General features: G+C 55.7%; 21 protein-coding genes. 1 reads left to right on the top strand and 20 read right to left on the bottom strand.

What is annotated here, in order from left to right; all coding sequences use genetic code 11:
• Positions 1-2: 2 nt before the first annotated feature.
• The 17 genes from ACNFBR_RS05370 to ihfB all read right to left on the bottom strand — a co-directional run bounded on the left by ACNFBR_RS05370 (position 3) and on the right by ihfB (position 16,379).
• Positions 3-1,037 carry a polysaccharide biosynthesis protein gene (locus ACNFBR_RS05370; protein ID WP_416733965.1) on the bottom strand — a complete coding sequence of 345 codons (1,035 nt, stop codon included), beginning with the start codon at positions 1,035-1,037 and terminating at the stop codon, positions 3-5.
• A gap of 31 nt (positions 1,038-1,068) precedes the next feature.
• Positions 1,069-1,851 carry an AglZ/HisF2 family acetamidino modification protein gene (locus ACNFBR_RS05365; protein ID WP_416733964.1) on the bottom strand — a complete coding sequence of 261 codons (783 nt, stop codon included), beginning with the start codon at positions 1,849-1,851 and terminating at the stop codon, positions 1,069-1,071.
• Between the two features lie 14 nt (positions 1,852-1,865).
• Positions 1,866-2,480 (bottom strand): imidazole glycerol phosphate synthase subunit HisH, encoded by a 615-nt coding sequence (hisH, locus tag ACNFBR_RS05360; protein ID WP_416733963.1) that lies wholly within the window; start codon positions 2,478-2,480, stop codon positions 1,866-1,868.
• Positions 2,477-3,613 carry an N-acetyl sugar amidotransferase gene (locus ACNFBR_RS05355; RefSeq protein WP_416733962.1) on the bottom strand — a complete coding sequence of 379 codons (1,137 nt, stop codon included), beginning with the start codon at positions 3,611-3,613 and terminating at the stop codon, positions 2,477-2,479. Before ACNFBR_RS05355 ends, hisH begins: the two co-directional genes overlap by 4 nt.
• Before the next feature lie 15 nt (positions 3,614-3,628).
• A complete protein-coding gene (locus tag ACNFBR_RS05350) occupies positions 3,629-4,771 on the bottom strand; it encodes a glycosyltransferase family 4 protein (protein ID WP_416733961.1) in 1,143 nt (380 codons plus the stop codon).
• The gene (locus ACNFBR_RS05345; RefSeq protein ID WP_416733960.1) at positions 4,768-5,391 is read right to left on the bottom strand and encodes a CatB-related O-acetyltransferase; all 624 of its coding nucleotides are present in this window, start codon (positions 5,389-5,391) and stop codon (positions 4,768-4,770) included. The genes ACNFBR_RS05350 and ACNFBR_RS05345 overlap by 4 nt, the downstream gene beginning before the upstream one ends.
• A complete protein-coding gene (locus ACNFBR_RS05340; protein ID WP_416733959.1) occupies positions 5,373-6,755 on the bottom strand; it encodes a hypothetical protein in 1,383 nt (460 codons plus the stop codon). The genes ACNFBR_RS05345 and ACNFBR_RS05340 overlap by 19 nt, the downstream gene beginning before the upstream one ends.
• Positions 6,756-6,853: 98 nt before the next feature.
• Positions 6,854-8,137 carry an oligosaccharide flippase family protein gene (locus ACNFBR_RS05335; protein ID WP_416733958.1) on the bottom strand — a complete coding sequence of 428 codons (1,284 nt, stop codon included), beginning with the start codon at positions 8,135-8,137 and terminating at the stop codon, positions 6,854-6,856.
• Complete coding sequence (locus tag ACNFBR_RS05330) at positions 8,134-9,231, bottom strand: DegT/DnrJ/EryC1/StrS family aminotransferase (RefSeq protein ID WP_416733957.1); 1,098 nt, start codon at positions 9,229-9,231, stop codon at positions 8,134-8,136. The genes ACNFBR_RS05335 and ACNFBR_RS05330 overlap by 4 nt, the downstream gene beginning before the upstream one ends.
• A 2-nt stretch (positions 9,232-9,233) precedes the next feature.
• On the bottom strand, positions 9,234-9,809 hold the full coding sequence (gene wbpD / locus ACNFBR_RS05325; protein ID WP_416733956.1) for a UDP-2-acetamido-3-amino-2,3-dideoxy-D-glucuronate N-acetyltransferase: 576 nt from the start codon (positions 9,807-9,809) through the stop codon (positions 9,234-9,236).
• On the bottom strand, positions 9,806-10,171 hold the full coding sequence (locus ACNFBR_RS05320; RefSeq protein ID WP_416733955.1) for an SGNH hydrolase domain-containing protein: 366 nt from the start codon (positions 10,169-10,171) through the stop codon (positions 9,806-9,808). Before ACNFBR_RS05320 ends, wbpD begins: the two co-directional genes overlap by 4 nt.
• Before the next feature lie 198 nt (positions 10,172-10,369).
• Positions 10,370-11,320 carry a UDP-N-acetyl-2-amino-2-deoxy-D-glucuronate oxidase gene (gene wbpB / locus ACNFBR_RS05315; RefSeq protein ID WP_416733954.1) on the bottom strand — a complete coding sequence of 317 codons (951 nt, stop codon included), beginning with the start codon at positions 11,318-11,320 and terminating at the stop codon, positions 10,370-10,372.
• A gap of 70 nt (positions 11,321-11,390) precedes the next feature.
• Positions 11,391-12,704, bottom strand: a complete 1,314-nt coding sequence (wbpA, locus tag ACNFBR_RS05310) for a UDP-N-acetyl-D-glucosamine 6-dehydrogenase (protein ID WP_416733953.1) — start codon at positions 12,702-12,704, stop codon at positions 11,391-11,393.
• Between the two features lie 292 nt (positions 12,705-12,996).
• Positions 12,997-14,049 carry a Wzz/FepE/Etk N-terminal domain-containing protein gene (locus ACNFBR_RS05305; protein ID WP_416733952.1) on the bottom strand — a complete coding sequence of 351 codons (1,053 nt, stop codon included), beginning with the start codon at positions 14,047-14,049 and terminating at the stop codon, positions 12,997-12,999.
• Positions 14,050-14,269: 220 nt separating this feature from the next.
• A complete protein-coding gene (locus tag ACNFBR_RS05300; RefSeq protein ID WP_416733951.1) occupies positions 14,270-15,697 on the bottom strand; it encodes an MBL fold metallo-hydrolase RNA specificity domain-containing protein in 1,428 nt (475 codons plus the stop codon).
• Between the two features lie 102 nt (positions 15,698-15,799).
• On the bottom strand, positions 15,800-16,063 hold the full coding sequence (locus ACNFBR_RS05295; protein WP_016715026.1) for a lipopolysaccharide assembly protein LapA domain-containing protein: 264 nt from the start codon (positions 16,061-16,063) through the stop codon (positions 15,800-15,802).
• Between the two features lie 19 nt (positions 16,064-16,082).
• A complete protein-coding gene (gene ihfB, locus ACNFBR_RS05290; RefSeq protein WP_003252675.1) occupies positions 16,083-16,379 on the bottom strand; it encodes an integration host factor subunit beta in 297 nt (98 codons plus the stop codon).
• Positions 16,380-16,896: 517 nt separating this feature from the next.
• On the opposite strand from ihfB, the gene ACNFBR_RS05285 reads away from it, so the two are divergent.
• On the top strand, positions 16,897-17,349 hold the full coding sequence (locus tag ACNFBR_RS05285) for an REP-associated tyrosine transposase (protein WP_416733950.1): 453 nt from the start codon (positions 16,897-16,899) through the stop codon (positions 17,347-17,349).
• Positions 17,350-17,709: 360 nt separating this feature from the next.
• On the opposite strand, the gene rpsA is transcribed toward ACNFBR_RS05285, so the two are convergent.
• The 3 genes from rpsA to ACNFBR_RS05270 all read right to left on the bottom strand — a co-directional run bounded on the left by rpsA (position 17,710) and on the right by ACNFBR_RS05270 (position 22,401).
• Positions 17,710-19,386 carry a 30S ribosomal protein S1 gene (gene rpsA, locus ACNFBR_RS05280; protein WP_003252673.1) on the bottom strand — a complete coding sequence of 559 codons (1,677 nt, stop codon included), beginning with the start codon at positions 19,384-19,386 and terminating at the stop codon, positions 17,710-17,712.
• A 124-nt stretch (positions 19,387-19,510) separates the two neighbouring features.
• On the bottom strand, positions 19,511-20,197 hold the full coding sequence (gene cmk, locus ACNFBR_RS05275) for a (d)CMP kinase (protein ID WP_416733949.1): 687 nt from the start codon (positions 20,195-20,197) through the stop codon (positions 19,511-19,513).
• Positions 20,194-22,401: a bifunctional prephenate dehydrogenase/3-phosphoshikimate 1-carboxyvinyltransferase gene (locus tag ACNFBR_RS05270; RefSeq protein ID WP_416734029.1), complete on the bottom strand. Its 2,208-nt coding sequence runs from the start codon at positions 22,399-22,401 to the stop codon at positions 20,194-20,196. Before ACNFBR_RS05270 ends, cmk begins: the two co-directional genes overlap by 4 nt.
• Positions 22,402-22,485: the final 84 nt, after the last annotated feature.

Below are 22,485 nucleotides of genomic sequence, written 5' to 3'. Positions count from 1 at the left end.
ACTCACTCCTCCGGTGTAGCGTGTTCGCCACGCTGGATGGCCTGGATGAATTCGAGTTTCAGCAGCAGTGCCTGCATGCCTGTAACATCCAGGCGCTCGGTGTTGTGCGAGTTGTAATCTTCGGTCCGGGAGATCTTCTCTTCACCTTGCTCGACATACTTGCTGTAGTTCAGGTCGCGCAGGTCTGGTGGTACTCGGAAGTAGTTGCCCATGTCATCGGCACAGGCCATCTCCTCACGGCTGAGCAGGGCCTCGTAGAGCTTTTCGCCGTGACGGGTACCAATCACCTGCACCGGGTGCTCTGGCTTGCCTAGCAGCGAAGTCAATGCGGTGGCCAAGGTTGCGACCGTCGCAGCAGGTGCTTTCTGTACGAATAGATCGCCGTTGTTGCCGTGCTCGAAGGCATACAGCACCAGGTCGACGGCATCTGCCAACGTCATCATGAACCGGGTCATGTTCGGGTCGGTGATCGACAAGGCCTTGCCTGCGCGAATCTGTTCGATGAACAGCGGAATCACCGAGCCGCGCGACGCCATGACGTTGCCGTAGCGCGTGCCGCAAATGACTGTCTTGGTCTGGTCCAGGTTGCGCGACTTGGCCACCATGACCTTTTCCATCATGGCTTTGGAAATGCCCATGGCGTTGATCGGGTAGACGGCTTTGTCGGTACTGAGGCAGACAACGCGCTGCACCTGACTCTGAATTGCCGCTTCCAGAACGTTCTCGGTGCCGATGACGTTGGTTTTGACGGCCTCCATTGGGTGGAACTCACAGGAGGGTACCTGCTTCAACGCGGCCGCATGGAAGATGTAGTCGACACCTCGCATGGCGTTCAGCACGCTCTGGTAGTCCCGCACATCACCGATGTAGAACTTCAGCTTGGCGCTGTCGTAGCGCTTGCGCATGTCGTCCTGTTTCTTCTCATCGCGGCTAAAAATGCGGACTTCAGCAATATCGCTATCGAGAAACCGTTTGAGCACAGCGTTGCCAAACGAACCGGTGCCGCCAGTGATGAGAAGCTTCTTACCTTTGAACATATGATCTGACCCTTGCGACGCGCGTTGGAAGTTAGCGGGCTCGTAAAGCGGAATAAATGATGTCGTCTTTCTGCTGGGCATTGGGGTAGCTGATCAGCACTGCTCGGTAGGTGCCCTTGAAAACGAAGAAACTACCTGCCGCCACACCAACCACGCCGCAAGCTTTGACCACGCTGGCCATGTCTTCGAGTGAGCCACCGCCACCCAGAATGGTGATCGGGATATGCACCGCAGCCCGTAGCTTGCTGGCCAGGTCCAGGTCATAGCCCTTCATTTTCCCGTCGTTTTCGATCGAATTGAGCACGATCTCGCCTGCACCGAGCTTTTCCAGCTCCTGTGCCACTTCCAAGACATTGCGCTTGGTATTGCGCGTGCCGTTGTGCGTCCATACTTCCTGATGCTTGCTCAGCAAGCGCGACTTGTGGTCCAGCACCACCACCACGCTCTGGCTGCCGATTTCCTCGGCAATCTGGGTCACCAACCGAGGGTTATCGAGCACGGCTGAACTAATGGCCACCTTCTCGACACCCAGCTGGATAATTTTTTTTGCTTGCTCCGCCGTGCGGATTCCGCCGCCATAGCACAGTGGCATGCGGCACTCGGCCGCCAGCTTGGCGATCTGGGTATAGTTGGGCTCGACACCATGAGCAGTGGCATCGATATCAATCACGATCAGCTCATCGGCTTCCTTTTCGTTGAAGATCTTCACCGCATTGATGGGATCTCCGACGTACTTCGGATCCTTGAATTTGACCGTCTTCACCAACCCACCGTCTTGGATGAGCAGGCATGGAATGATCCGGGGTCTAAGCATTTGTCAGTTTCCGCTCACAGTTCCGCGAAGTTTTTCAGCAGGCCGACGCCAAAGTGGTGGCTCTTCTCAGGGTGGAACTGAACGCCGTAAACGTTCCCCGCCTGAACAGCGCAGCTGAACTCAAGCCCGTAGGAAGACATCGCCGCACGGTGCTGCTCCTGTTCGCAGTCAAAGAAGAACGAGTGCAGGAAATAGAACCGCGCCTCTTCTTCGAAACCTTTGAACAAGGGGTTGTCGTTGAGGGCTGCCACGTCATTCCAGCCCATGTGAGGCAACGGTAGGTCTGTAAGGTTCGGGACGGATTTGAACGACCGAACGCATCCAGGCACCCAACCCAGGCCTGCCAGGCGCCCTTCTTCACTGCTGTTGGCAAGAATCTGCATGCCCACACAAATGCCAAGCACGGGAACCTTGTGCCGCAGGACCAGCTCTTCGAGTGCGGGGCGCATACCCGACGCATCGAGCCGTTCGATCGCATGGTCGAAAGCCCCCACGCCGGGGAGGATCAGCTTGGTTGCACCGTCCAGCTGCGCGGCGGTCTGCGCGACCGATACCGGAATGTGCAAGCGTCTATAGACGTTAACGAAGGCCTGTATGTTGCCCAAGCCGTAATCAATGATGGTAATCATCTGAACAGCCTTCTTTCCAATCCGATTGCACTGAGCACTCGCGCCCCGATGCCGATCAAGAAACGTTTGTTTTTGTAGTCACGAAAGGTCTTGTTCTGACCTTCGAAAATGCCTTGAAGCTCAGGCACAGTCAAGTCCAGCTTGTGGGCGACGTATTCGAACTCGGATTTGAGGAAGTTTTCGTCCATCTCTGGCTTGGCAATGCGCTCAAGCGCCGCCTCGCGCGTCAGCTGGCCGGTCATGATCAGGCTGGAGAAATGCGCGCGGCGCTTCTCGTAGCCAAATTTGCGCGGCATCCAGTAGTCTTCGTAAAAACGCGTAAAGCGCGACTCATGATGCTTGTGTTTGAACCGCTTCCAACCGAACAAGCGCTCTAGGGTATCCTCTGCATCGGCCTTGATATAGGGTACAAGATTGAGAGGCTTTACAATCTGCATACCCAGAATACGCTGGTAATAAACCTTGTAGGTTAGGATATCAACCAACGGGAAGGTTTTCAGCGCACGCTTACCAAATTGGCTGTGGATATCGTTGAACAGCGTTTTGTCGATACCTGGATAACCGCCCCACTCCTCGGGCTCACGGCAGCACTCGGTCGAATAGTTTCCGCCCGTCAATACATACTTGATCTTGTGCTTGCGTGCGAACTTGTAGAGCCCCGAAAAGAAGGCAGCATCTTGCGGTAGGTCCTGGTCTGAAATCTGCGCACGCAGGAAAGCCACCTGCAGATCCTTCATTTCTTCCCAGTTGATTACATCGGTGTATAGGTCCAGGCCAAGCCCGTCGACCAAGCGCTCAATGTTACCGACAGCTTGGTCAGTATTCCAGCCTGCGTCTACGTGGAACAGTAACGGCCTAAGGCCCATGACATTCTTTGCTATGTAGGCAGCGTATGAGCTATCCAGGCCGCCACTCAAACCGATAATGCAGTCGAAGTCCTTACCTTTACCGTGCTGTTTGATTTTTTCTGCCAGCGCCATTAATTCAGACTCGCCTTGCGCTCCAGTGTGCCAATTCGGCTTGATCTCACTGTCGAAGTTGGCGCAGTACTCGCAAACGCCATGCTGGTCAAAGCGAATGTTCGGATCGCTGGTATCCATGATGCAACGCGTACAAATTCTGTAGTTTTTCATATTAGCTTCCAGCAATTAGGTCAACAGACGCTTTGCCATACGGCGATAGTCCAAAAGACTCGAAGCAATTTCGTAAGACCGCCTCGAGTAAGTATCCAAAATTCCAGGGTCTGCCTCAATCTTTGCGAAGGCGCGGAGCAATTCGTTTTCATCGCGAACGGCCCATCCATTCCCCTGCACAAACGGAACATGGCTGCGCACGTCGGCAACGATAACAGGTCGACGGGCGCAGAGGCTCATCTGCATTGTCGCTGACTGGCTGCCTGGCTGGACATACACATCAGCCGCACACAGCAAGCCATATAGCTCATCGGCAGATTTCCAGCCCAGGAAAGTGATGCGCGGATCCTTGGCAATCAGCGCACGCGCCTCTTCAGCAATAGCGTCATGCAACTGCCCAACAATCAAGAAGCGGAGATCTTCAGACTTTAACTGCGAAAACGCCCGAAGACTTTGCACCAGCTTCTTTTTCGCATCAAACTTTCCAGACTGAATAAACACTGTTTGGCCGCGATCAAGCCTCAGCAGCGCGCGTGTTTCAGAGCGAATTTTTGTATAGCTTGAATCATCGGCGATCTTTCCACCCAGCGGAAAAAACTCCATTGCCGCGTCATCGATACCGTATCGTTCGCGACAAAAATCGAGCGTTTCCTGAGAAATGCAAAGCACCTTGTCTATAGCGGGTAGCGCCGCCCTGATGATTGGGCGATAGTAAAGATTGTGCAGCAGTTTTGACAACATGCTCACTGCACTATTATTTGCATCCTCATGACTGTCGACATATAACTTAACTTCCGGGTGCTTTCGCTTGTACCGTGCGGCGGTGCGCAACTCCCAGCCACACAGCCCATGAAACATGATCACATCCGGCGCAAACGTCTCAAGAATGCGCTCTAGGCCGTGATGAATTCTTAGCTTCTTTTTCAAAAAAAACGGGGCGAATCCACTGTAGGCTAGCCGTATAACCCGAGCACCATCCGTGCCCATATAATCACCTGGCGCGGTATAACCAAGGGTCAAATTATCCAAATAAGTTTCCGTCGACGCAACCACCAAGACATCGTGACCGGTATCTACGTGCTCGCGCACCAGTTCATTTTCCTGATACCGATAACCATCAATATAAAAACACGACACACACAGATGAATAACTTTCATAGCAAATTCTGACTTTTCAAAAATGCTTCTGGATCGGTAAAATGGGCAGCAGCCACACTCAATTGCTCTTCAGATAATTCCCACCAACGACTTTTCAGAAGCCCCTCGATTATGGACTCATTAAATCTGTAACGTATCAAGCGCGCCGGATTACCGCCATAGATAGCATAGGGGGGGACGTCTTTGGTGACCACGCTGCCCATGCCTATCACAGCACCTGTTCCGATCGTGACCCCGCCCTTGATCAAAACGCCCTCCCCGATCCAGACATCATGTCCTATTGTGGTAGTGGGTTCCCAACGGTAGTCATGTCGGGAAAATTTCTTCTTGATACTCTCTTTATGCGCCAGAAACACAGGGCTGGTCGAGACGTACTCGATAGGGTGTCGAGCGCCCCCAACCACAACATTATTGGCAACTGAACAAAACGACCCAATGGTTGTTTTTATGAACGTGCAATCATACCCGCAGAAGCTATGCTCGCCAAAACGTGTGGAAAACAAGGTGCTGCCAGACTCTACCTTCGAACTACGCGGGACATGCGAGTCGATCAGCGCAGATCCCCGTGACTTTTTAAGCACTCGCGAAATGACATATCCAATCAAAGTCGATGCCCCCATAGTTTTATTCTGAACTTGTCAAACCATAGCATGGCAATCCACAACCCACCGCCGAAAGAGGCCAACATGGTAAAAAAAGGACCATTGGTGGTTACAAACGCGAGCGGAAAAAGCGCCGTTAGTAGCAGCACCTTATTCCACCCTTGGGACACCCAATCCAGTGCAATCAGCCAGGCTGTGTAAACCAAAAAGATGACCAACACTCCTGGGCCGCCGGCAGCGGCGACGCCATCAGTCGCCACAAAACTGGCATTCGACTGACTCTGCACGCCAAGCACTCGTTCAGCCAGAATTTTACCAAGAAGCGGCCACTTTTCATCAGTTGCAAACGCTGCTGGGACATCAGCTAATCGCCCGATACCCGAGACGTGAGCCCAGTAAGTAAAACCTTGCGCAGAGAACAGGTCATAATACTGGGTAACAAATAACCCAGGGTAAGCGATTAAACGCGTATAAAAATAGAAGCCCAACTCTCTAAAAACACCAACCTGATCGTAGAGTGCTGCAATCAGGAACACCATCATCCCACCGCCCGCAAAGAGATAGGCTGGGTTATTAGGGTTATCACCACGCCTTTTGAAAATTAACGCCATCAAAAACATCGCAAAAGGCATCAAGAATACTGTTCGCTCGGCGGTGATCATGAACACAAAAATAAAACCGGCAAAACCGAGCAGAGCAATCAGGACACGCCTCGACACCAAACCAGCAGCAAAAAGTATCGGCGAGAAAAAGTAAGCCAAGTAAACCTGGCAGTAGCCTATGAACAAAGAGGTTGCCGCACCCTTTTCCCGTTGCGCGTAGATATCATCCACGCCCGAGAATGAAAGAATGTCACGATATGTCAGAAACAAGACCAGGAAGCACGTTAGCGAGCCCAGCACACAAGTAAGCAACAATGGCCTTGAAAACGACCTGGAAGCATCACTCAGCAGAGGAACACAGCGAACAGCCAAGCAACAACCTACAAGACCGATACAGAAACAAAAGAACACCCAGAAGTACCGTTCGATGGAGTCTTCATGGTTAAGCATTCCCGTGACGATCGCTGGAAGGTAGACGCAAAACACTAAGGCATAGATAAATAGAGAGGACGGCCTTACCAGGTACAACGGCATGACAAAAACAGGAACCACCGCCAATATGATAATAAGCAGCATATTGCTCAGGCTAAAGTGAGGCGAATTGAATCCCCAAAAAGCCTGCACTAGGGAGAGGTATTTATCATGACCATAAACAAGAGCGAACACATAAAAAACCACCGCCACCAAAAGTTTTATGCGCGCCACATTTACCAGTACCAGAGTGCTTGGCAACACTGAGGTGCCCTGCTCCGTATAGCGACCCGAAATTTCATTGTCCATTATGACCTATCTCTCTCGGTTAGCCAGCCCATCGCGATTTCACTCAATACAATTTACTTGCCAATCATGCCAAGGACCCACGCAGGGTCAATCACCCATCAAACCCCTTCCATGGCCGCAGCCCCCTTCTTGACCGCGTGCCCGATCAAGAAATGAGCGAATAAAATATCTAGAAGATAGACAGCTGACACCTGCACGACATAAAAGATCAAGAACGTATTGAAATCGAGACCGAGATGAGTGGCGAGTGCCAGTAGCACGCCTGTTGCCGCCAGCCTGAACACATGTAAAGCAGGCAAATACCAGTTGTAACGAAGCACCACTGAGACACGATCCAGGGGCGTGCTGACGAAAGCACTGAGCGCGGCCACCATCAGAACTTGCGCATACAGCCCCGCATCATGCCATTGGCCTCCCAAGACAAGCGGATAAAGCCATGGGGACAAAATTCCGGCGCACAAATAGATTGGAACTCCGAATAGCACTAGCTTTCTTATAGTCATGCTCCAGAGCCCCTTAAGGACAAACGGTTCCTCCGCGTGCGACGCCGCACGCTGGTAGAAAACCTGGCCAATGGCAGCGCCAACTAACCCAGAAGGCAAGAAGATAGTCGCCATAACCATCGAAAACTGGCCAAGTATTTCCGTACCGTACATGGCTGATATGTAGAAAATAGGTGCCGCACTGCTGACGGTGACCAGGATGTGCGACATCACCAGGGCGTTGGCACCGCTGGCATGCTTTTTAAGAGGGCTCACAGCATCAGGCGCGTGCGCGCGTGAACCAAAGATAAGATTTTTAGAGTAAGGCAAAAGGGCGCCAATCTTACCCAACGCACTAAACAACGTGGTAAAAATCAGGCCGCTGGCGGTGACCGCCGCCAACAACGCACCTGAAGCAACATAGGCTGATTTGCCAAACACCTCCGACAATGCAGAAATCTTGTAGGCGCCTGAGCGCTGGGCATTGTGCTGAAAGGCCAACGCCAGGGACACTAGAAATGCGCTAAGCGGTGCAATGACCAGCACATGAGCGCCTTGCTCAACCGACAATAAATGCGCAATCTCCGCCGAGAATGCGTACAGTGCAACGCTCAGCACAATACCCGATGCAACGCCAAGCTTTATTATTCCGGAGAACAGCCAACGTGCTTGCTGGTCGTCTTTAAGCATCTGGAAAAAATACTCATATCGCCAGGTCATGATTCCCGCAAAGAACATTACAAGCTGCAGGAAAATATTCTGCACTGCAAATTCCTGAGGCGCATACAGCCTCGACAACAGTGGAATACCCATCACCCCGACAACCTGGGCAATCGTATTTCCTGAAGCTTGCAAAAAAATGTCTCGCCAATACGACGAGACATGTTTCAAAACTTTCATTTACGCGTACCGCACGCGGTAATCAGAGCACCTGCTACCATGCTGATCTCGGCTTCACTCAAATACGGGTGCATCGGCAAGCTCAAGACTTTAGTCGCCAGCGCGTCCCCGACCGGGAGATAAGCGTCAGAAGCGACTGCGGTTTGCTTGTTAAGAGGGATTGGGTAGTGAACCACACTTGGCACACCGCTCGCTCTCAACAAAGCCTGGACTTTCTCCCGGTCCTCGACTTGGACAGTAAATTGAGCAAAAACCGAGGCATTACCTTCTGCGATGTGAGGGATTTTGATTGAATCCTGCCCACTCAACAGTTCAGAGTAACGCTTCGCCACCTGCTGCCGAAGCACAATTTCACTATCAAAAATATCGAGCTTAGCCAGAAGTACTGCGGCCTGCAGAGTATCGAGCCGGCTGTTGACGCCTACTCTTACGTGGTGATAACGCTTTTCCTGGCCGTGCCGAGCAATTTGGCGAATAGCCAGAGCAAGTGCTGGGTCATTAGTGAAGATCGCGCCACCATCACCATAACCGCCGAGTGGCTTGCTTGGGAAAAAACTGGTGCATGCTACTGTTGTCAACCCACAAGAGCGTTGCCCCTTATAAGTAGCCCCGAAGCTCTGCGCAGCATCCTCAATAACCGGTATGTTATATTTTTTTGCAACCTGGTTGATCGCATCAAAATCAGCACACTGTCCATACAGCGATACGGGCACTATCGCTTTCGTACGCGGGGTAATGGCAGCTTCCAGTTTCGCAACATCCAGGTTGCATGTGCGCTCATCAACATCTACGTACACTGGCTTGGCGCCGAGTAATGCAACAGTTTCAGCCGTCGCAATATAGGTGAAACCAGGCGTGATCACCTCATCACCAGGCCCGATACCAAGCGCCATTTGAACAATTTGCAAGGCGTCAGTACCGTTGGCACAGGTGATACAGTGAGCTACCCCAACATAAGCTGCCAGACGCTCTTCCAGCTCGGCTACTTCAGGGCCCAGGATGTACTGGCCGTGACTCAATACGCGCTGGATACCAGCATCGATAGACGCCTTGATGCGGGCTTGCTGCTGTTTCAGGTCAATGAACTCAATCATGATCAAACATCCAGTTTTTCAAGGGAATTGGCGCGCACTACATACGTTGCCCCTGTGTGTGAGCAAATGGCCCGGCCATCTGCGCCCACATCCAGCTGCTCGCCAAACTCACTCATCCAGCCGATCTGTTTGGCCGGCACGCCGACCATCAGCGCATAGGCTGGTACATCCTTGTTGACTACGGCACCTGCACCTACAAAAGCAAATTCACCGATGGTGACCCCGCAAACAATCGTGCAGTTCGCCCCCAGCGTCGCGCCCTTTTTCACAAGCGTGTCGCGATACTGGTCCTTGCGCTCAATGAGCGAACGTGGGTTGTAGACGTTGGTGAAAACCATGCTCGGCCCGCAGAAAACCCCGTCTTCCAGCGTGACGTTATCGTACACCGATACGTTATTTTGAATTTTGCACTGATCACCAATGACGACCTTGTTGCCAACGAAAACGTTCTGACCTAGGGAAACGCCCTGGCCAATCCGAGCGCCGCCGCACACATGGACAAAATGCCAGACGCGGGAATCCTTGCCGATCTGGGCACCTTCATCGACGATTGCACTGGGATGCTGATAATGACTCATTGTTTGAGACTCACGCTGGATTGAGTTGGTTCGAACAGCTGGTTTAGCTGCCCACCGGCAAAATGACCGTAGCGACGCGCCCCGATCTCGTTGAGGTGGTGGTTATCTTGATAGATAAGTTCACCACCCTCGTAGGGTGCGTCCGCGAAAAAGCTTGAATCGGAAAAATCCAAATAATGCACGCCTGCAATCCCCGCTGTGAGCTCCGCGACCTGCTTGTTAGCGACTCTCCAGTCACTGTTGAGCGACAGGGTAGCTGACGACCCGAGCTCTCTGAAGCGCCGCACCCTCTGCACATCTGATTGGAACATCGGCACCTGCCCCCGAAACCACAACCTGCTTATGAGCCGCAGCGGCATCATTCAGGAATGCCTGCAGGGCCTTGACGAATGGAGGGCTCGGCATCTGGTATTGCCACATGCCTGCAATGACCACTTTATCCACTTTCAGCATTGCCTGTTTCACTGCGACGATTTGTGAGCGGCAGGGTTGCTGGGCATAATCAGAAAGGCACTCAACGTCACATGCAGGGATGGGCGCGCAACTGCTAGCAAGTCAACTCAGCGAGCGACACCGAGCACGAATGGATGCGCCTCGTTGTCCTTGGCCTGCACCATAGGGGCGCTCCGAATAACATTGACGGTCTCAACGCAGTGGCGCGCGTCTTCGATGCCGTAACCCCGCCCTGCGAGGATTTCTTCATAACTGGTGGTGTGAAGGTCGGTAAAGCCTTCGGAAAACTCCATTTCTTCACCATCTACCGTGATTGACCGATAAGTTGGCTTTTTACCTTTGACCGACTCGGGGAGATCATCCGAATCGACGGAAAGGAACCACCGCACTCGCGCTTTTTCGTACTCAAGGTAGCCGGCAGCCTTATGTTCCGACGAGTAGTGAACGACGTTGCGCTGCAGCTTTCCGAAGATGAAGTGCAGCATGTCGTAGAAATGCACACCGATGTTGGTGGCTACACCAAAGGACTTGCGAGGGTCACCTTTCCAGCTCTTCAGGTACCACTTGCCGCGCGAAGTGATGTAGGTGAGGTCGACTTCGTACTTGTGGTCACGGTGCTCGGCCGCCACTTTGTCCTTAAGGTTGATGATTGCCTGGTGATGGCGCAACTGCAGGATGTTGTACAGCCGCTTGCCGGTTTCCTGCTCGATGAGCGAAAGCTGATCAAGCATCTCTGGGGTGGGAACCAATGGCTTTTCGCAGATGACGTCACAACCCAGGCGCAGGCCTGCTGCGATGTGCGGATAGTGCAAGTAGTTTGGAGAGCAAATGGAAACGTAATCCAGCGCAGTGGCCGCTTCGCGCTTCAGAGTATGGGCATGCTCGAGAAAAAATTCGAACTCGGTGAAAAACTCACTCTGAGGCGAGATGCTGTCGATGATCCCGACCGAGTCATTGATGTCGTAGGCGGAAACCAGGCGGTTGCCGGTGTCCTTGATGGCGCGCATGTGTCGGGGGGCAATGTAACCGGCTGCGCCGATCAGAGCGAAATTCTTCATGGTGCTTCCTTCGAAAACAGTGAATCCGCCCGGTAACTACCCGGGCGGAGCGTCAGGTCTATACAAGGGCTCAAGCCTTGATGATATGGGCCGCCGGAGTGCGGTACTTGCCACGGCTATCGACGATCAACTTCGCCTGTGCTTCGATCAATGCGTAGTCGAATCTGTCGTGATCCGTGGCGAGCACCACAGCATCAAAGCTGGCGAGGTTGTCTGCGGTCAGCGGCTCGCTACTGAGATCGAAATGGTGCTCGCGCATCCGAGGGAAGACAGGCACATGGGGGTCGCTGTAGGCCACGACACCACCCTTCGCCTGGATCAACTCCATGATCTCCACCGAAGGCGATTCACGCATATCGTCCACGTTTTTCTTGTACGCAATGCCCAGCACAAGAACCCGACTGCCTTTCAAGGCCTTACCAGCATTGTTCAACCCATCCATCAGCTTGTTCAGGACATACTCTGGCATGGCCTGATTGACTTCCCCCGACAGCTCGATGAAGCGGGTATTGACGCCATATTCACGGGCTTTCCAGGTCAGGTAGAACGGATCGATCGGAATACAATGCCCCCCAAGGCCAGGACCCGGATAATAGGCAGTGAAACCGAACGGCTTGGTCGCCGCGGCATCCACCACTTCGAAGATGTCGATCCCCATCCGATCGGCGACAATTTTCATTTCGTTGACCAGACCGATATTCACCGCGCGGTGTATGTTTTCCAGCAGTTTGGTCATCTCGGCTGCCTTGGTCGAACTGACCGGAACGACGTGGTCGATTGCCTGATCGTAGAGGGCTATACCGACATCCAGGCAGCTTGGTGTATGGCCACCAATGACTTTGGGGATTGTCCGCGTCTCAAAACTCACATTCCCCGGGTCTTCACGCTCCGGCGAATAGACCAGGAAGATATTTTCGCCAACCTTCAAGCCGCCTTCCTGTAACCGAGGCAGTAGCTCCTCTTCGGTAGTACCGGGGTAGGTAGTACTTTCCAGCGAGACGACCTGGCCGGCACGCAGGTATGGCTTGATCGCATCCGTCGTGTTGATGACGAAGCTCATGTCCGGTTCGCGGTATTTGTTAAGCGGTGTAGGTACACAAAGAATCAGAGCATCACACTCGGTCGCGCGACTGAAGTCTATAGTTGCTTCAAACCCGGTCTGGCGAGCGCTGGCAATTTTTTCGGCGGGGATATGCTCGATATAGCTTTGACCCGCATTGAGCCGATCAACTTTGGCTTGGTCAATGTCGATGCCCAAAACCCTGAAGCCAATAGCGTTGTAACGAAGCATCAGGGGTAGGCCGACATAACCGAGCCCGACAATACCGACCAATGCCGATTTGCCCCTGAACCTCTCAACCGCCTGATTCTTGATTTCCGTCATAATCGCGCAACTCACCCTTTTATATTACCCGTCTGCGCGCACGGCAGGACACGGGGTGGTAAAAATGTCCATATCACCCAATGACTGGATAAACTCCAGCCCGGTACAGTACGACTTCTGGCGCCCGACACACCTGTTCCATCGCAGGCAACAACGCCAACCGGACGCTTGCAAAACGTCCGAGAGCTCATGACCCACCACAGTACACTGTACTGGTAATCAGAGCCACTGGCCCCTGCGTACGCTCGGCAATATCGGACGCAGGGGCAAAAACCGATACCAAGCTTGCTAACTAACGCGCCGACACTCCACGCCTGCTCCACAAATCCCTGACAACTGCTGTCAAGAATCCAGCCCCAAGCCCCAAAACCAAGCTAAGCAACACTATGAGGGACTTTTTCGGTTTGACCGGCTGATCGGGCAACTCGACCGCACCGTCCTGCTCGAACACCTGAACTGCCGAGGGGTCAAGCTTGAGTTCACGATAGAAATTTACATTCTCTTGCTTTGACCGCAACCCAGGAATGAACGGCTCATCGGATGCACGGGCCTCAAGCGTAGCGATTTCAGCCTCAAGCGCTTTACTACCACGCATGTAGGTCAAAGACCCACCCATCGCTGCCGAAACCTGGACTGACAGCGACTCCGTAATTAGCGGAGGCTTCTCAAGCCCAATAGATTTGGCAACAGCCAATGCCTCTTTCAACTGAGTGATACGGTCCTCTCGCTCCTTGCGCGCGCTTCCTTTAGCCCCGTTGATCTGATTTTGCAGGTTATCTGCCTTCATCAACATGTCGCTGTGACTACTTTGCAGCACCTCTTGCTTGGCGTTTTCTGCAGCAAGCTCGTTAAAGGCCACCACCCATTTCGCTGCCTGCTGAGGATCGGATAACGCAGCAGTAACTGCATAGCGAGTGGATGCCACCTTGCCTGCAGGGGCTACCGTAAGCACTTTGTTAAAGTCACTATACAAACCATCGCGCGAACCACGGCGGCGCTCTTCGCTCACACTTGGCAAATACACATCGCGGAAGAACTTGCTACGCACAGCTTCCGACTGCAAAGCCCGCAGGTGGGTGTCATATACCTCTTTCACAGTAATAGGAGCCAGACCAGTGTCCCCCCCACGACCGAAATTCAGCTGCGCAATGTCGTTTTGTGTCGGCGGTTCGACAAATAATTTCGCCTCATAGACCGGCGCAGTCAGCAAAGCGTATGCAACACCCACCGCCACGATGGGGGCAGCTACTAGCCCAACCCATATCTTTTGGCGCCAAATACCTTGGATCAAGTCAAAAAGTTCAATTTCATCGTCACGCTGAAAGCGTTGAGGTTCACTAAGCATTTATTCTGATTATCCTGAGATCCGACCAGCATCATGAAGCCTTGACCACCACACGCGCCATACCCATTACCTGAAGCACTGCTCCACGCTGCCTATCTGTACACGATTGCTACTGCTCAGGCAAATGTGGCAGGTTCGAAAAACGCAGGCGAAATTGGATCGACAATGATGCCAGATGTTCCTCAGTTTGATCTCATACCTCATCTGAGGCGCTGAGCGGTCAATAAGGTATCAGCACTGTAGGGCCTTTTCCCTGTCGCGCAAACGCTTGCTCAAGCGCTTTTTTCAGAATTTTTTTCGTTTTTGCTTCCCCGTGGACAATCAGTACCTTAGCAGGCACGGTCGCGGTGGCAAAGGCAATGAGCCCCTCCTGATCTGCATGTGCCGAGTAACCTTCTAGACGCATTACTTTGGCTTGGACGCCATACATTTGCCCATCCAGGTCAACCTGCACAAACCCTTCCGCCCCTTCGCAAGCCTGTATCACTGCCCCCGGCGTACCCTTGGCCTGATACCCCACAAACATCACCTCATGCCGCGGATCCCCCAGCATGGCCTTGAGGTAATTGACGATGCGTCCACCCGAACACATGCCGTTGCCGGCGATCACGATCGCAGGGCGCCCTGTGCTTTTGAGGTAGTTGACCACCTGCTGGTGTCGGGCATGGGTATCCACGCAGATCAACTGACTGAAACCGAGCGGATTTCGGCCTTCGGCAAGCCGGGCCCTGGCCTCGGCATTCCAGTAATCGTGCAGCTCCCGATACACGCCAGTGATGCGCTGGGCCAGAGGTGAGTCGAGAATGATCGGCAGCTGCGACCAATCGAGCGGATCGCCCTCGGGCCTGGAACCAGCGGTACCCAGCAAAGCCTTGCGATGAAGTATGTCTTCCAGCTCGTAAAGCAACTCCTGGGTGCGCCCCAAGCTAAATGCCGGGATGAGAATAGTGCCTTTGTCAGCCAATGCGCGATCGATTGCCTCCTCCAGCCTTTGCCTGCGGTCGCCAGCATGCGAATGCAGGCGGTCGCCATAGGTACTTTCCAGTACGAGCACATCAGCACGCTCTGGTGGCTGCACCGGACGCAGCAAGGGATTGCCACACACCCCCAGGTCGCCTGAGAATACATAACGGCTGTTGGATTGCCCATGCTGCATGTCGCACTCGACATAAGCCGAGCCCAACAGATGGCCTGCGCGCTGCAAGCGAATGCGGCAGCCAAGGCCAGGGCGCTCAACCAATGTGTGCCACTGCTCGAACGGCAGGGGCACGATCAGGTCTCGGATGAATTCGAGGTACCGGGCCACCTGAGCGGGCTCGCTGCTGATGCTCAGCTTGTAGGCATCCTCCAACACCAGCGGTAGCAGCCGCGCGGATGGCTCGCTGCATAGGATGGGGCCACGATAGCCGGCGGCAAGCAGCGCCGGGATACGGCCAACATGATCGAGATGAACGTGAGTGATGACCAGGGCCTGGATACCCTGGATGTCGAAGCCAAGCGCTGCGCTTTCCGCCCCCGGCGCAGCTTCGCTGCCCTGCTCCAGGCCGCAGTCGATCAGCAGGCTGGTTGACGGATCGAGGTGCAACTGGTGGCAAGACCCGGTGACACCACGGGTACCACCGTGATGGGAAAGGCTGGGATATTCCATGCTTCGCACACTCACCTGGACCGAAAATGAAGTGTGCTATTACTCCATGACGGCCGACGCATGCATAGGTGGAATTTTCCTAAGAGGGTGCAGGAAATTTCCTTAGTTGCCGCTCAGTGCCGCCTGTCGGGCAGAAGCCCTGATCTTGCGTTTGCTGCGCTGCACACCGTAAGCCCCCAGCAACGGCCCGACTGCCAGGCCAATGACCAGGGCCGCCAGCACCAGCACAGCAACCGGCATGGCTGGAGCTGCCCAACCGAACAGGACCAACGACACGGTCTGCTGGTTCTCCAGCACGAAGAACAGCACCACAGCCGCCAACAGCAGCACGAATACCGCCGCCAGGGCGCGCTTGAGGTTACGCATCAGATTGCTCCTTGATTGATCAGGCTTCAGCCTCGTCTTCTTCATTGACCCGATCACGCAGCTCTTTACCGGGCTTGAAGTGCGGCACGAATTTACCTTCGAGGCTGACCGACTGGCCGGTCTTTGGGTTACGACCAACACGCGGGGCGCGATAGTGCAGCGAGAAGCTGCCAAAACCGCGAATCTCGATGCGATCGCCAGTGGCCAGGCATTGTGACATCTGCTCAAGCATGGTCTTGATGGCCAGCTCCACGTCCTTGGACGAGAGCAGCCCCTGATGGGTGACAATACGTTCGATCAGCTCCGACTTCGTCATATTTTTCCCTTCGTTATCAAGCAGCTAGATCATTGCTTAACCAGTTTGTAGCACGACGGGAAGGATTTGAACAGGGTGGTTCTTGACTTAATAAAAAAATTCAAGATTGAAGTTTTACAAGAATGGTCTAGGCGGCGGGGGCATGTAGGTGTCCGGCAGTTGATTTGCAGTGGCGCGGAGATCGAGCGCCGCCCGCGCGGCGCATCGCGAGCTGCGCTCGCTCCTACGTTTGTTTCGGGCCAATTTTTCCTGATGGATTTGCGCGCGGACGCCTTGGCGCGTGGCGCGATATCGCGTCGTTTAGGCAAGGCGGTCGCGCGCGCCTGTCACAATCGATACTGGCCCGAAACAAACGTAGGAGCGAGCGCAGCTCGCGATGCGCCGCGCGGGCGGCGCTCGATCTGCGCAACAACGCAAATCCCCCGTCATCCATTTACACGCTGAAACCCTTATTAGCGCCAGCCCCATCCACCGTGACTACGCTGCCTTGGCACACACATACTCAAGGATGAACGCAATGCCCCTCCACGGCCATAGACTCCGCCATGCCCGATGCTCGGTGCCAGGCAGGCTTTACATGCTGACAACTGTAACCCACCTGCGTCAGCCCCTGTTCCACAACCTTCACCATGCCCGCTTGACAATCCACAACCTACGCCACGCAGATCAGCAGCAGCACTGCCGCTCGCTCGCCTGGGTACTGATGCCAGACCATTTGCACTGGTTGATCGAACTGAAAGACGCGACGCTTAGTAAACTGATGCAACGCTTCAAGTGCCAATCCAGCAATGCATTGCGCCAAGCCGGGGTGAAGATGTTGCCGATATGGCAGGCTGGATATTACGACCGCGCATTGCGCCGAGACGAAGATATTCTCAAGGCAGCAAGGTATATCGTGGCAAACCCGATCAGGGCGGGGTTAGTTAGCAGAGTTGGTGATTACCCGCATTGGGATGCGGTGTGGCTTTGAGGATATGGCGGTAGAGTGTCTGCGCCTGGGAGATCGAGCGCCGCCCGCGCGGCGCATCGCGAGCTGCGCTCGCTCCTACGTTTGTTTCGGGCCAATTTTTCCTGGGGGATTTGCGCGCGGACGCCTTGGCGCATGGCGCGATATCGCGCCGTACAAACAAGGCGGTCGCGCGCGCCTGTCACAGGCGTTACTGGCCAAAACCAAACGTAGGAGCGAGCGCAGCTCGCGATGCGCCGCGCGGGCGGCGCTCGATCTATCGAACACCACAAACCTCACGACGAACACGACTAAACCCACCCCAAAATCCATGCAAAAAAAAGGGCGACCCGAGGGTCGCCCTTTTTACCGATCAAACAGAACTCAGTTCTGCTTGGCCATTGCTTCGCGCAGCAGCGCAGCCATGGTGGTGTCGGCAGCCGCTTCCGGAGCGTTTTTCAGGCTCTGGATGGCTTCGCGCTCTTCAGCGTCGTCTTTCGATTTGATCGACAGGCTGATAACGCGGGACTTGCGGTCAACGCTGATGATCTTGGCTTCGATCTCTTCGCCTTCCTTCAGAACGTTACGCGCGTCTTCAACGCGGTCACGGCTGATTTCGGAAGCTTTCAGAGTGGCTTCGATGTCGTCGGCCAGGGTGACGATGGCGCCTTTGGCGTCAACTTCTTTCACGATGCCCTTGACGATAGCGCCCTTGTCATTGACAGCAACGAAGTTGGAGAACGGATCGTCTTCCAGCTGCTTGATGCCCAGGGAGATGCGCTCGCGCTCTGGGTCGACCGACAGGATGACGGTTTCCAGCTCGTCGCCCTTCTTGAAACGACGTACGGCTTCTTCGCCGGTTTCGTTCCAGGAGATGTCGGACAGGTGAACCAGGCCGTCGATGCCGCCGTCCAGGCCGATGAAGATACCGAAGTCGGTGATCGACTTGATGGTACCGGTGATCTTGTCACCCTTGTTGAACTGGCCGGAGAAGTCTTCCCATGGGTTGGACTTGCACTGCTTGATGCCCAGGGAGATACGACGACGCTCTTCGTCGATGTCCAGAACCATGACTTCCACTTCGTCGCCAACCTGAACGACTTTCGACGGGTGGATGTTCTTGTTGGTCCAGTCCATTTCGGAAACGTGTACCAGACCTTCAACGCCTTCTTCCAGCTCAGCGAAGCAGCCGTAGTCGGTCAGGTTGGTAACGCGAGCTTGTACGCGAGTACCTTCTGGGTAGCGGGCAGTGATAGCTACCCACGGATCTTCGCCCATCTGCTTCAGACCCAGCGAAACGCGGTTGCGCTCACGGTCGAACTTCAGAACGCGTACGTCGACTTCGTCGCCAACGTTAACGATTTCCGATGGGTGCTTGATGCGCTTCCAAGCCATGTCGGTGATGTGCAGCAGGCCGTCGATACCGCCCAGGTCCACGAATGCGCCGTAGTCGGTGAGGTTCTTGACGATACCTTTGACTTGCTGGCCTTCCTGCAGGGTTTCCAGCAGGGCTTCGCGCTCGGCGCTGTTCTCGGCTTCCAGCACGCTGCGACGGGAAACGACAACGTTGTTGCGCTTCTGGTCCAGCTTGATGACCTTGAATTCCAGCTCTTTGCCTTCCAGGTGGGTGGTGTCGCGCACTGGGCGGACATCAACCAGGGAGCCCGGCAGGAACGCACGGATGCCGTTAACGTCGACAGTGAAGCCGCCCTTAACCTTACCGTTGATAACGCCCTTGACCACTTCTTCGGCGGCGAAAGCTGCTTCCAGAACAATCCAGCACTCGGCGCGCTTGGCTTTTTCACGGGACAGTTTGGTTTCGCCAAAGCCGTCTTCGACCGCGTCCAGCGCAACGTGCACTTCGTCACCGACCTTGATGGTCAGCTCGCCAGCTTCGTTGTAGAACTGCTCGAGCGGGATGACGCCCTCGGACTTCAGGCCAGCGTGTACGGTAACCCAGTCGCCGTCGATGTCGACAACGATACCGGTGATGATCGCACCCGGCTGAAGATTGAGGGTTTTCAGGCTTTCTTCAAAGAGTTCTGCAAAGCTTTCGCTCATTTTAATTCCTGTAGATTCGGGCGAAACAGACGCCCATAACCACATTCCAGACAATGTGGGTTCGTTTTAAGTAAAGGAAAGCCGACAGGACGTTGACTGGTGCCCCCGCCTGCTTTCCTGGTTATCAGGCAAGGTCGCGCTGGGCGATCTCACTTCTGATACGTTGCAACACCTGCTCGATGGACAACTCGGTAGAGTCCAACTGAATGGCATCGGCCGCTGGCTTCAGCGGGGCCACTGCACGTTGGGTGTCGCGCTCATCACGCGCACGAATCTCATCCAGCAGACTCGACAGACTAACATCTTCGCCCTTGCCCTTCAACTGCAGGTAGCGGCGACGCGCCCGCTCCTCCGCGCTGGCGGTGAGGAAGACCTTCAACGGCGCATCCGGGAACACCACGGTACCCATGTCCCGGCCGTCGGCGATCAGCCCTGGCACTTCGCGGAACTCACGCTGGCGCACCAGCAGCGCATCACGCACGGCCGGCAGCGAAGCCACCATCGACGCGCCGGCGCCGACGGTTTCGGTACGGATGACGTTGCTGACGTCCTCACCCTCGAGGATGATCTGTTGCAGCTTACCGGGCTCGGCGGCGATGAACTGCACATCCAGATGGGCGGCAAGTTTGGTCAGCAGCTCTTCGTTGGTCAGGTCGACGCCGTGGTTGCTGGCATTGAATGCCAGCAACCGGTACAGCGCGCCGGAGTCCAGCAGCTTCCAGCCCAGCTCGCGGGCCAGCAGGCCGGCGACTGTGCCCTTGCCCGAGCCACTCGGCCCGTCGATGGTGATGACCGGTGCCAGCGAATTCACGACTTGCCCTCTTCCGCCACGCGGATGCCCACTTCGGCGCACAGCGCCAGGAAGTTGGGGAACGAGGTGGCGACGTTGGCGCAGTCGTGGATGCGGATCGGCGCACTGGCGCGCAGCGACGCCACGCTGAAGGCCATGGCGATGCGGTGGTCACCATGCCCATGCACTTCGCCGCCGCCCAGCTGGCCGCCGTCGATGATGATGCCGTCAGGGGTCGGCTCGCACTTGATGCCCAGCGTGATCAGGCCGTCGGCCATCACCTGGATGCGGTCGGACTCCTTCACCCGCAGCTCTTCGGCGCCGCGCAGCACGGTACGCCCTTCGGCGCAAGCTGCCGCCACGAACAGTACCGGGAATTCGTCGATGGCCAGCGGCACCAGCTCTTCAGGGATGTCGATACCCTTGAGCTTGGCACCCCGCACGCGCAGGTCGGCCACTGGCTCGCCGCCGACTTCGCGCTGGTTTTCCAGGGTGATGTCGCCGCCCATCAAGCGCAGGATGTCGATCACGCCGGTACGGGTCGGGTTGATGCCTACGTGCTCCAGCACCAGCTCGGAACCCTCGGCGATCGAGGCTGCCACCAGGAAGAACGCGGCCGAGGAGATGTCGGCTGGCACTTCGATGCGGGTAGCGGTCAGCTTGCCGCCGGACTGCAGCGAAGCGACCGGGCCATTGCTTTCGACCGAGTAGCCAAAACCACGCAGCATGCGCTCGGTGTGGTCACGGGTAGGCGCAGGCTCGGTAACGGTGGTCTTGCCTTCGGCGTACAGGCCGGCCAGCAGCAGGCAGGATTTGACCTGGGCGCTGGCCATCGGCAGCGTGTAGGTCAACCCCTTGAGCTTGTGGCCACCGCGAATGGTCAGCGGTGGGCGGCCTTCCGGGCCGGTTTCGACCACCGCACCCATTTCGCGCAGCGGGTTGGCCACACGGTTCATCGGGCGCTTGGACAGCGAAGCGTCGCCGGTCATGGTCACGTCGAACGGCTGACCGGCCAACAGGCCCGACAGCAGTCGCATCGAGGTACCGGAGTTGCCCACGTACAGCGGACCTGGTGGCGGTTTGAGGCCATGCAGGCCGACGCCATGAATGGTCACACGACCATGGTTGGGGCCTTCGATGACCACACCCAAGTCACGGAATGCCTGCAGGGTCGCCAGCGCGTCTTCACCTTCGAGGAAGCCTTCGACCTCGGTAGTGCCTTCGGCCAGCGAGCCGAGCATGATCGAGCGGTGAGAAATCGACTTGTCGCCCGGTACGCGAATCCGCCCGTTCAGGCGGCCACCCGGTTGGGCCAGGAAAATCAGATCGTTGGCGTTCATAGCGTCCACATAGGCCCGGCGGGCCAGGATTTTACTGAAATGCTCGCGGGCTACCCGTGCGCGGGTGAATACACCCAGCAGCTGGTGCCCGTCCCCTTCAGCGATCGCGTCGCGCAAGGCGTCGAGATCGCTGCGATATGTATCAAGCGTGCGCAGGACAGCGTCGCGGTTGGCGAGAAAGATGTCGTGCCACATGGTCGGGTCGCTGCCGGCGATTCTTGTGAAATCGCGGAAGCCTCCCGCAGCGTACCGGAAGATCTCGAGGTTTTCATTGCGCTTGGCCAGCGAATCGACCAAGCCAAAGGCCAGCAGGTGCGGCAAGTGGCTGGTGGCGGCCAGCACTTCGTCATGGCGCTCGACCGACATGTGCTCCACATCGGCATCCAGCGCACGCCACAGGCGGTCGACCAGGGCCAGCGCGGCGGGGTCGGTTTCGGCCAATGGGGTGAGGATGACCTTGTGCCGGCGGAACAGGGTGGCGTTGGAAGCCTCTACCCCGCTTTGCTCGGAGCCGGCAATAGGGTGGCCGGGTACGAAGCGCGGCAGGCGCTGACCAAAGACGGCCCGCGCCTCACGAACGACATTGCCCTTGGCACTGCCGACGTCGGTGATGATGGCATCACCCAGGTCGAGTTGAGCCAAACGCGCCAGGACTTTCTCCATGGCCAGGATCGGTACGGCCAACTGAATGACGTCGGCGCCCACGCAGGCAGCCGCGAGGTCTTCTTCGCAGCGGTCGACCACACCCAGCGCCACTGCCTGCTTGCGCGAGGGGGCATCCAGGTCGACACCGACCACTTCGCGGCACAGGCCGCTTTCACGCAGCCCCTTGGCGAACGAGCCACCGATCAGACCGAGGCCGACCACGACCAGGCGGTTGATGATGGGTGCGGGTTTGGTTTTTGCTGCATTTACCACTGGTGCGAACCCTGTTCAGAAATCTAGACAGCCTGTGAGACCGCAGGGGCC

The organism is Pseudomonas sp. NY11955, from assembly GCF_048068035.1.
In the GTDB taxonomy this organism is placed as follows: domain Bacteria; phylum Pseudomonadota; class Gammaproteobacteria; order Pseudomonadales; family Pseudomonadaceae; genus Aquipseudomonas.
Note: the sequence above shows the minus strand (reverse complement) of the source record. Positions and strands in the feature narration are given on the sequence as shown.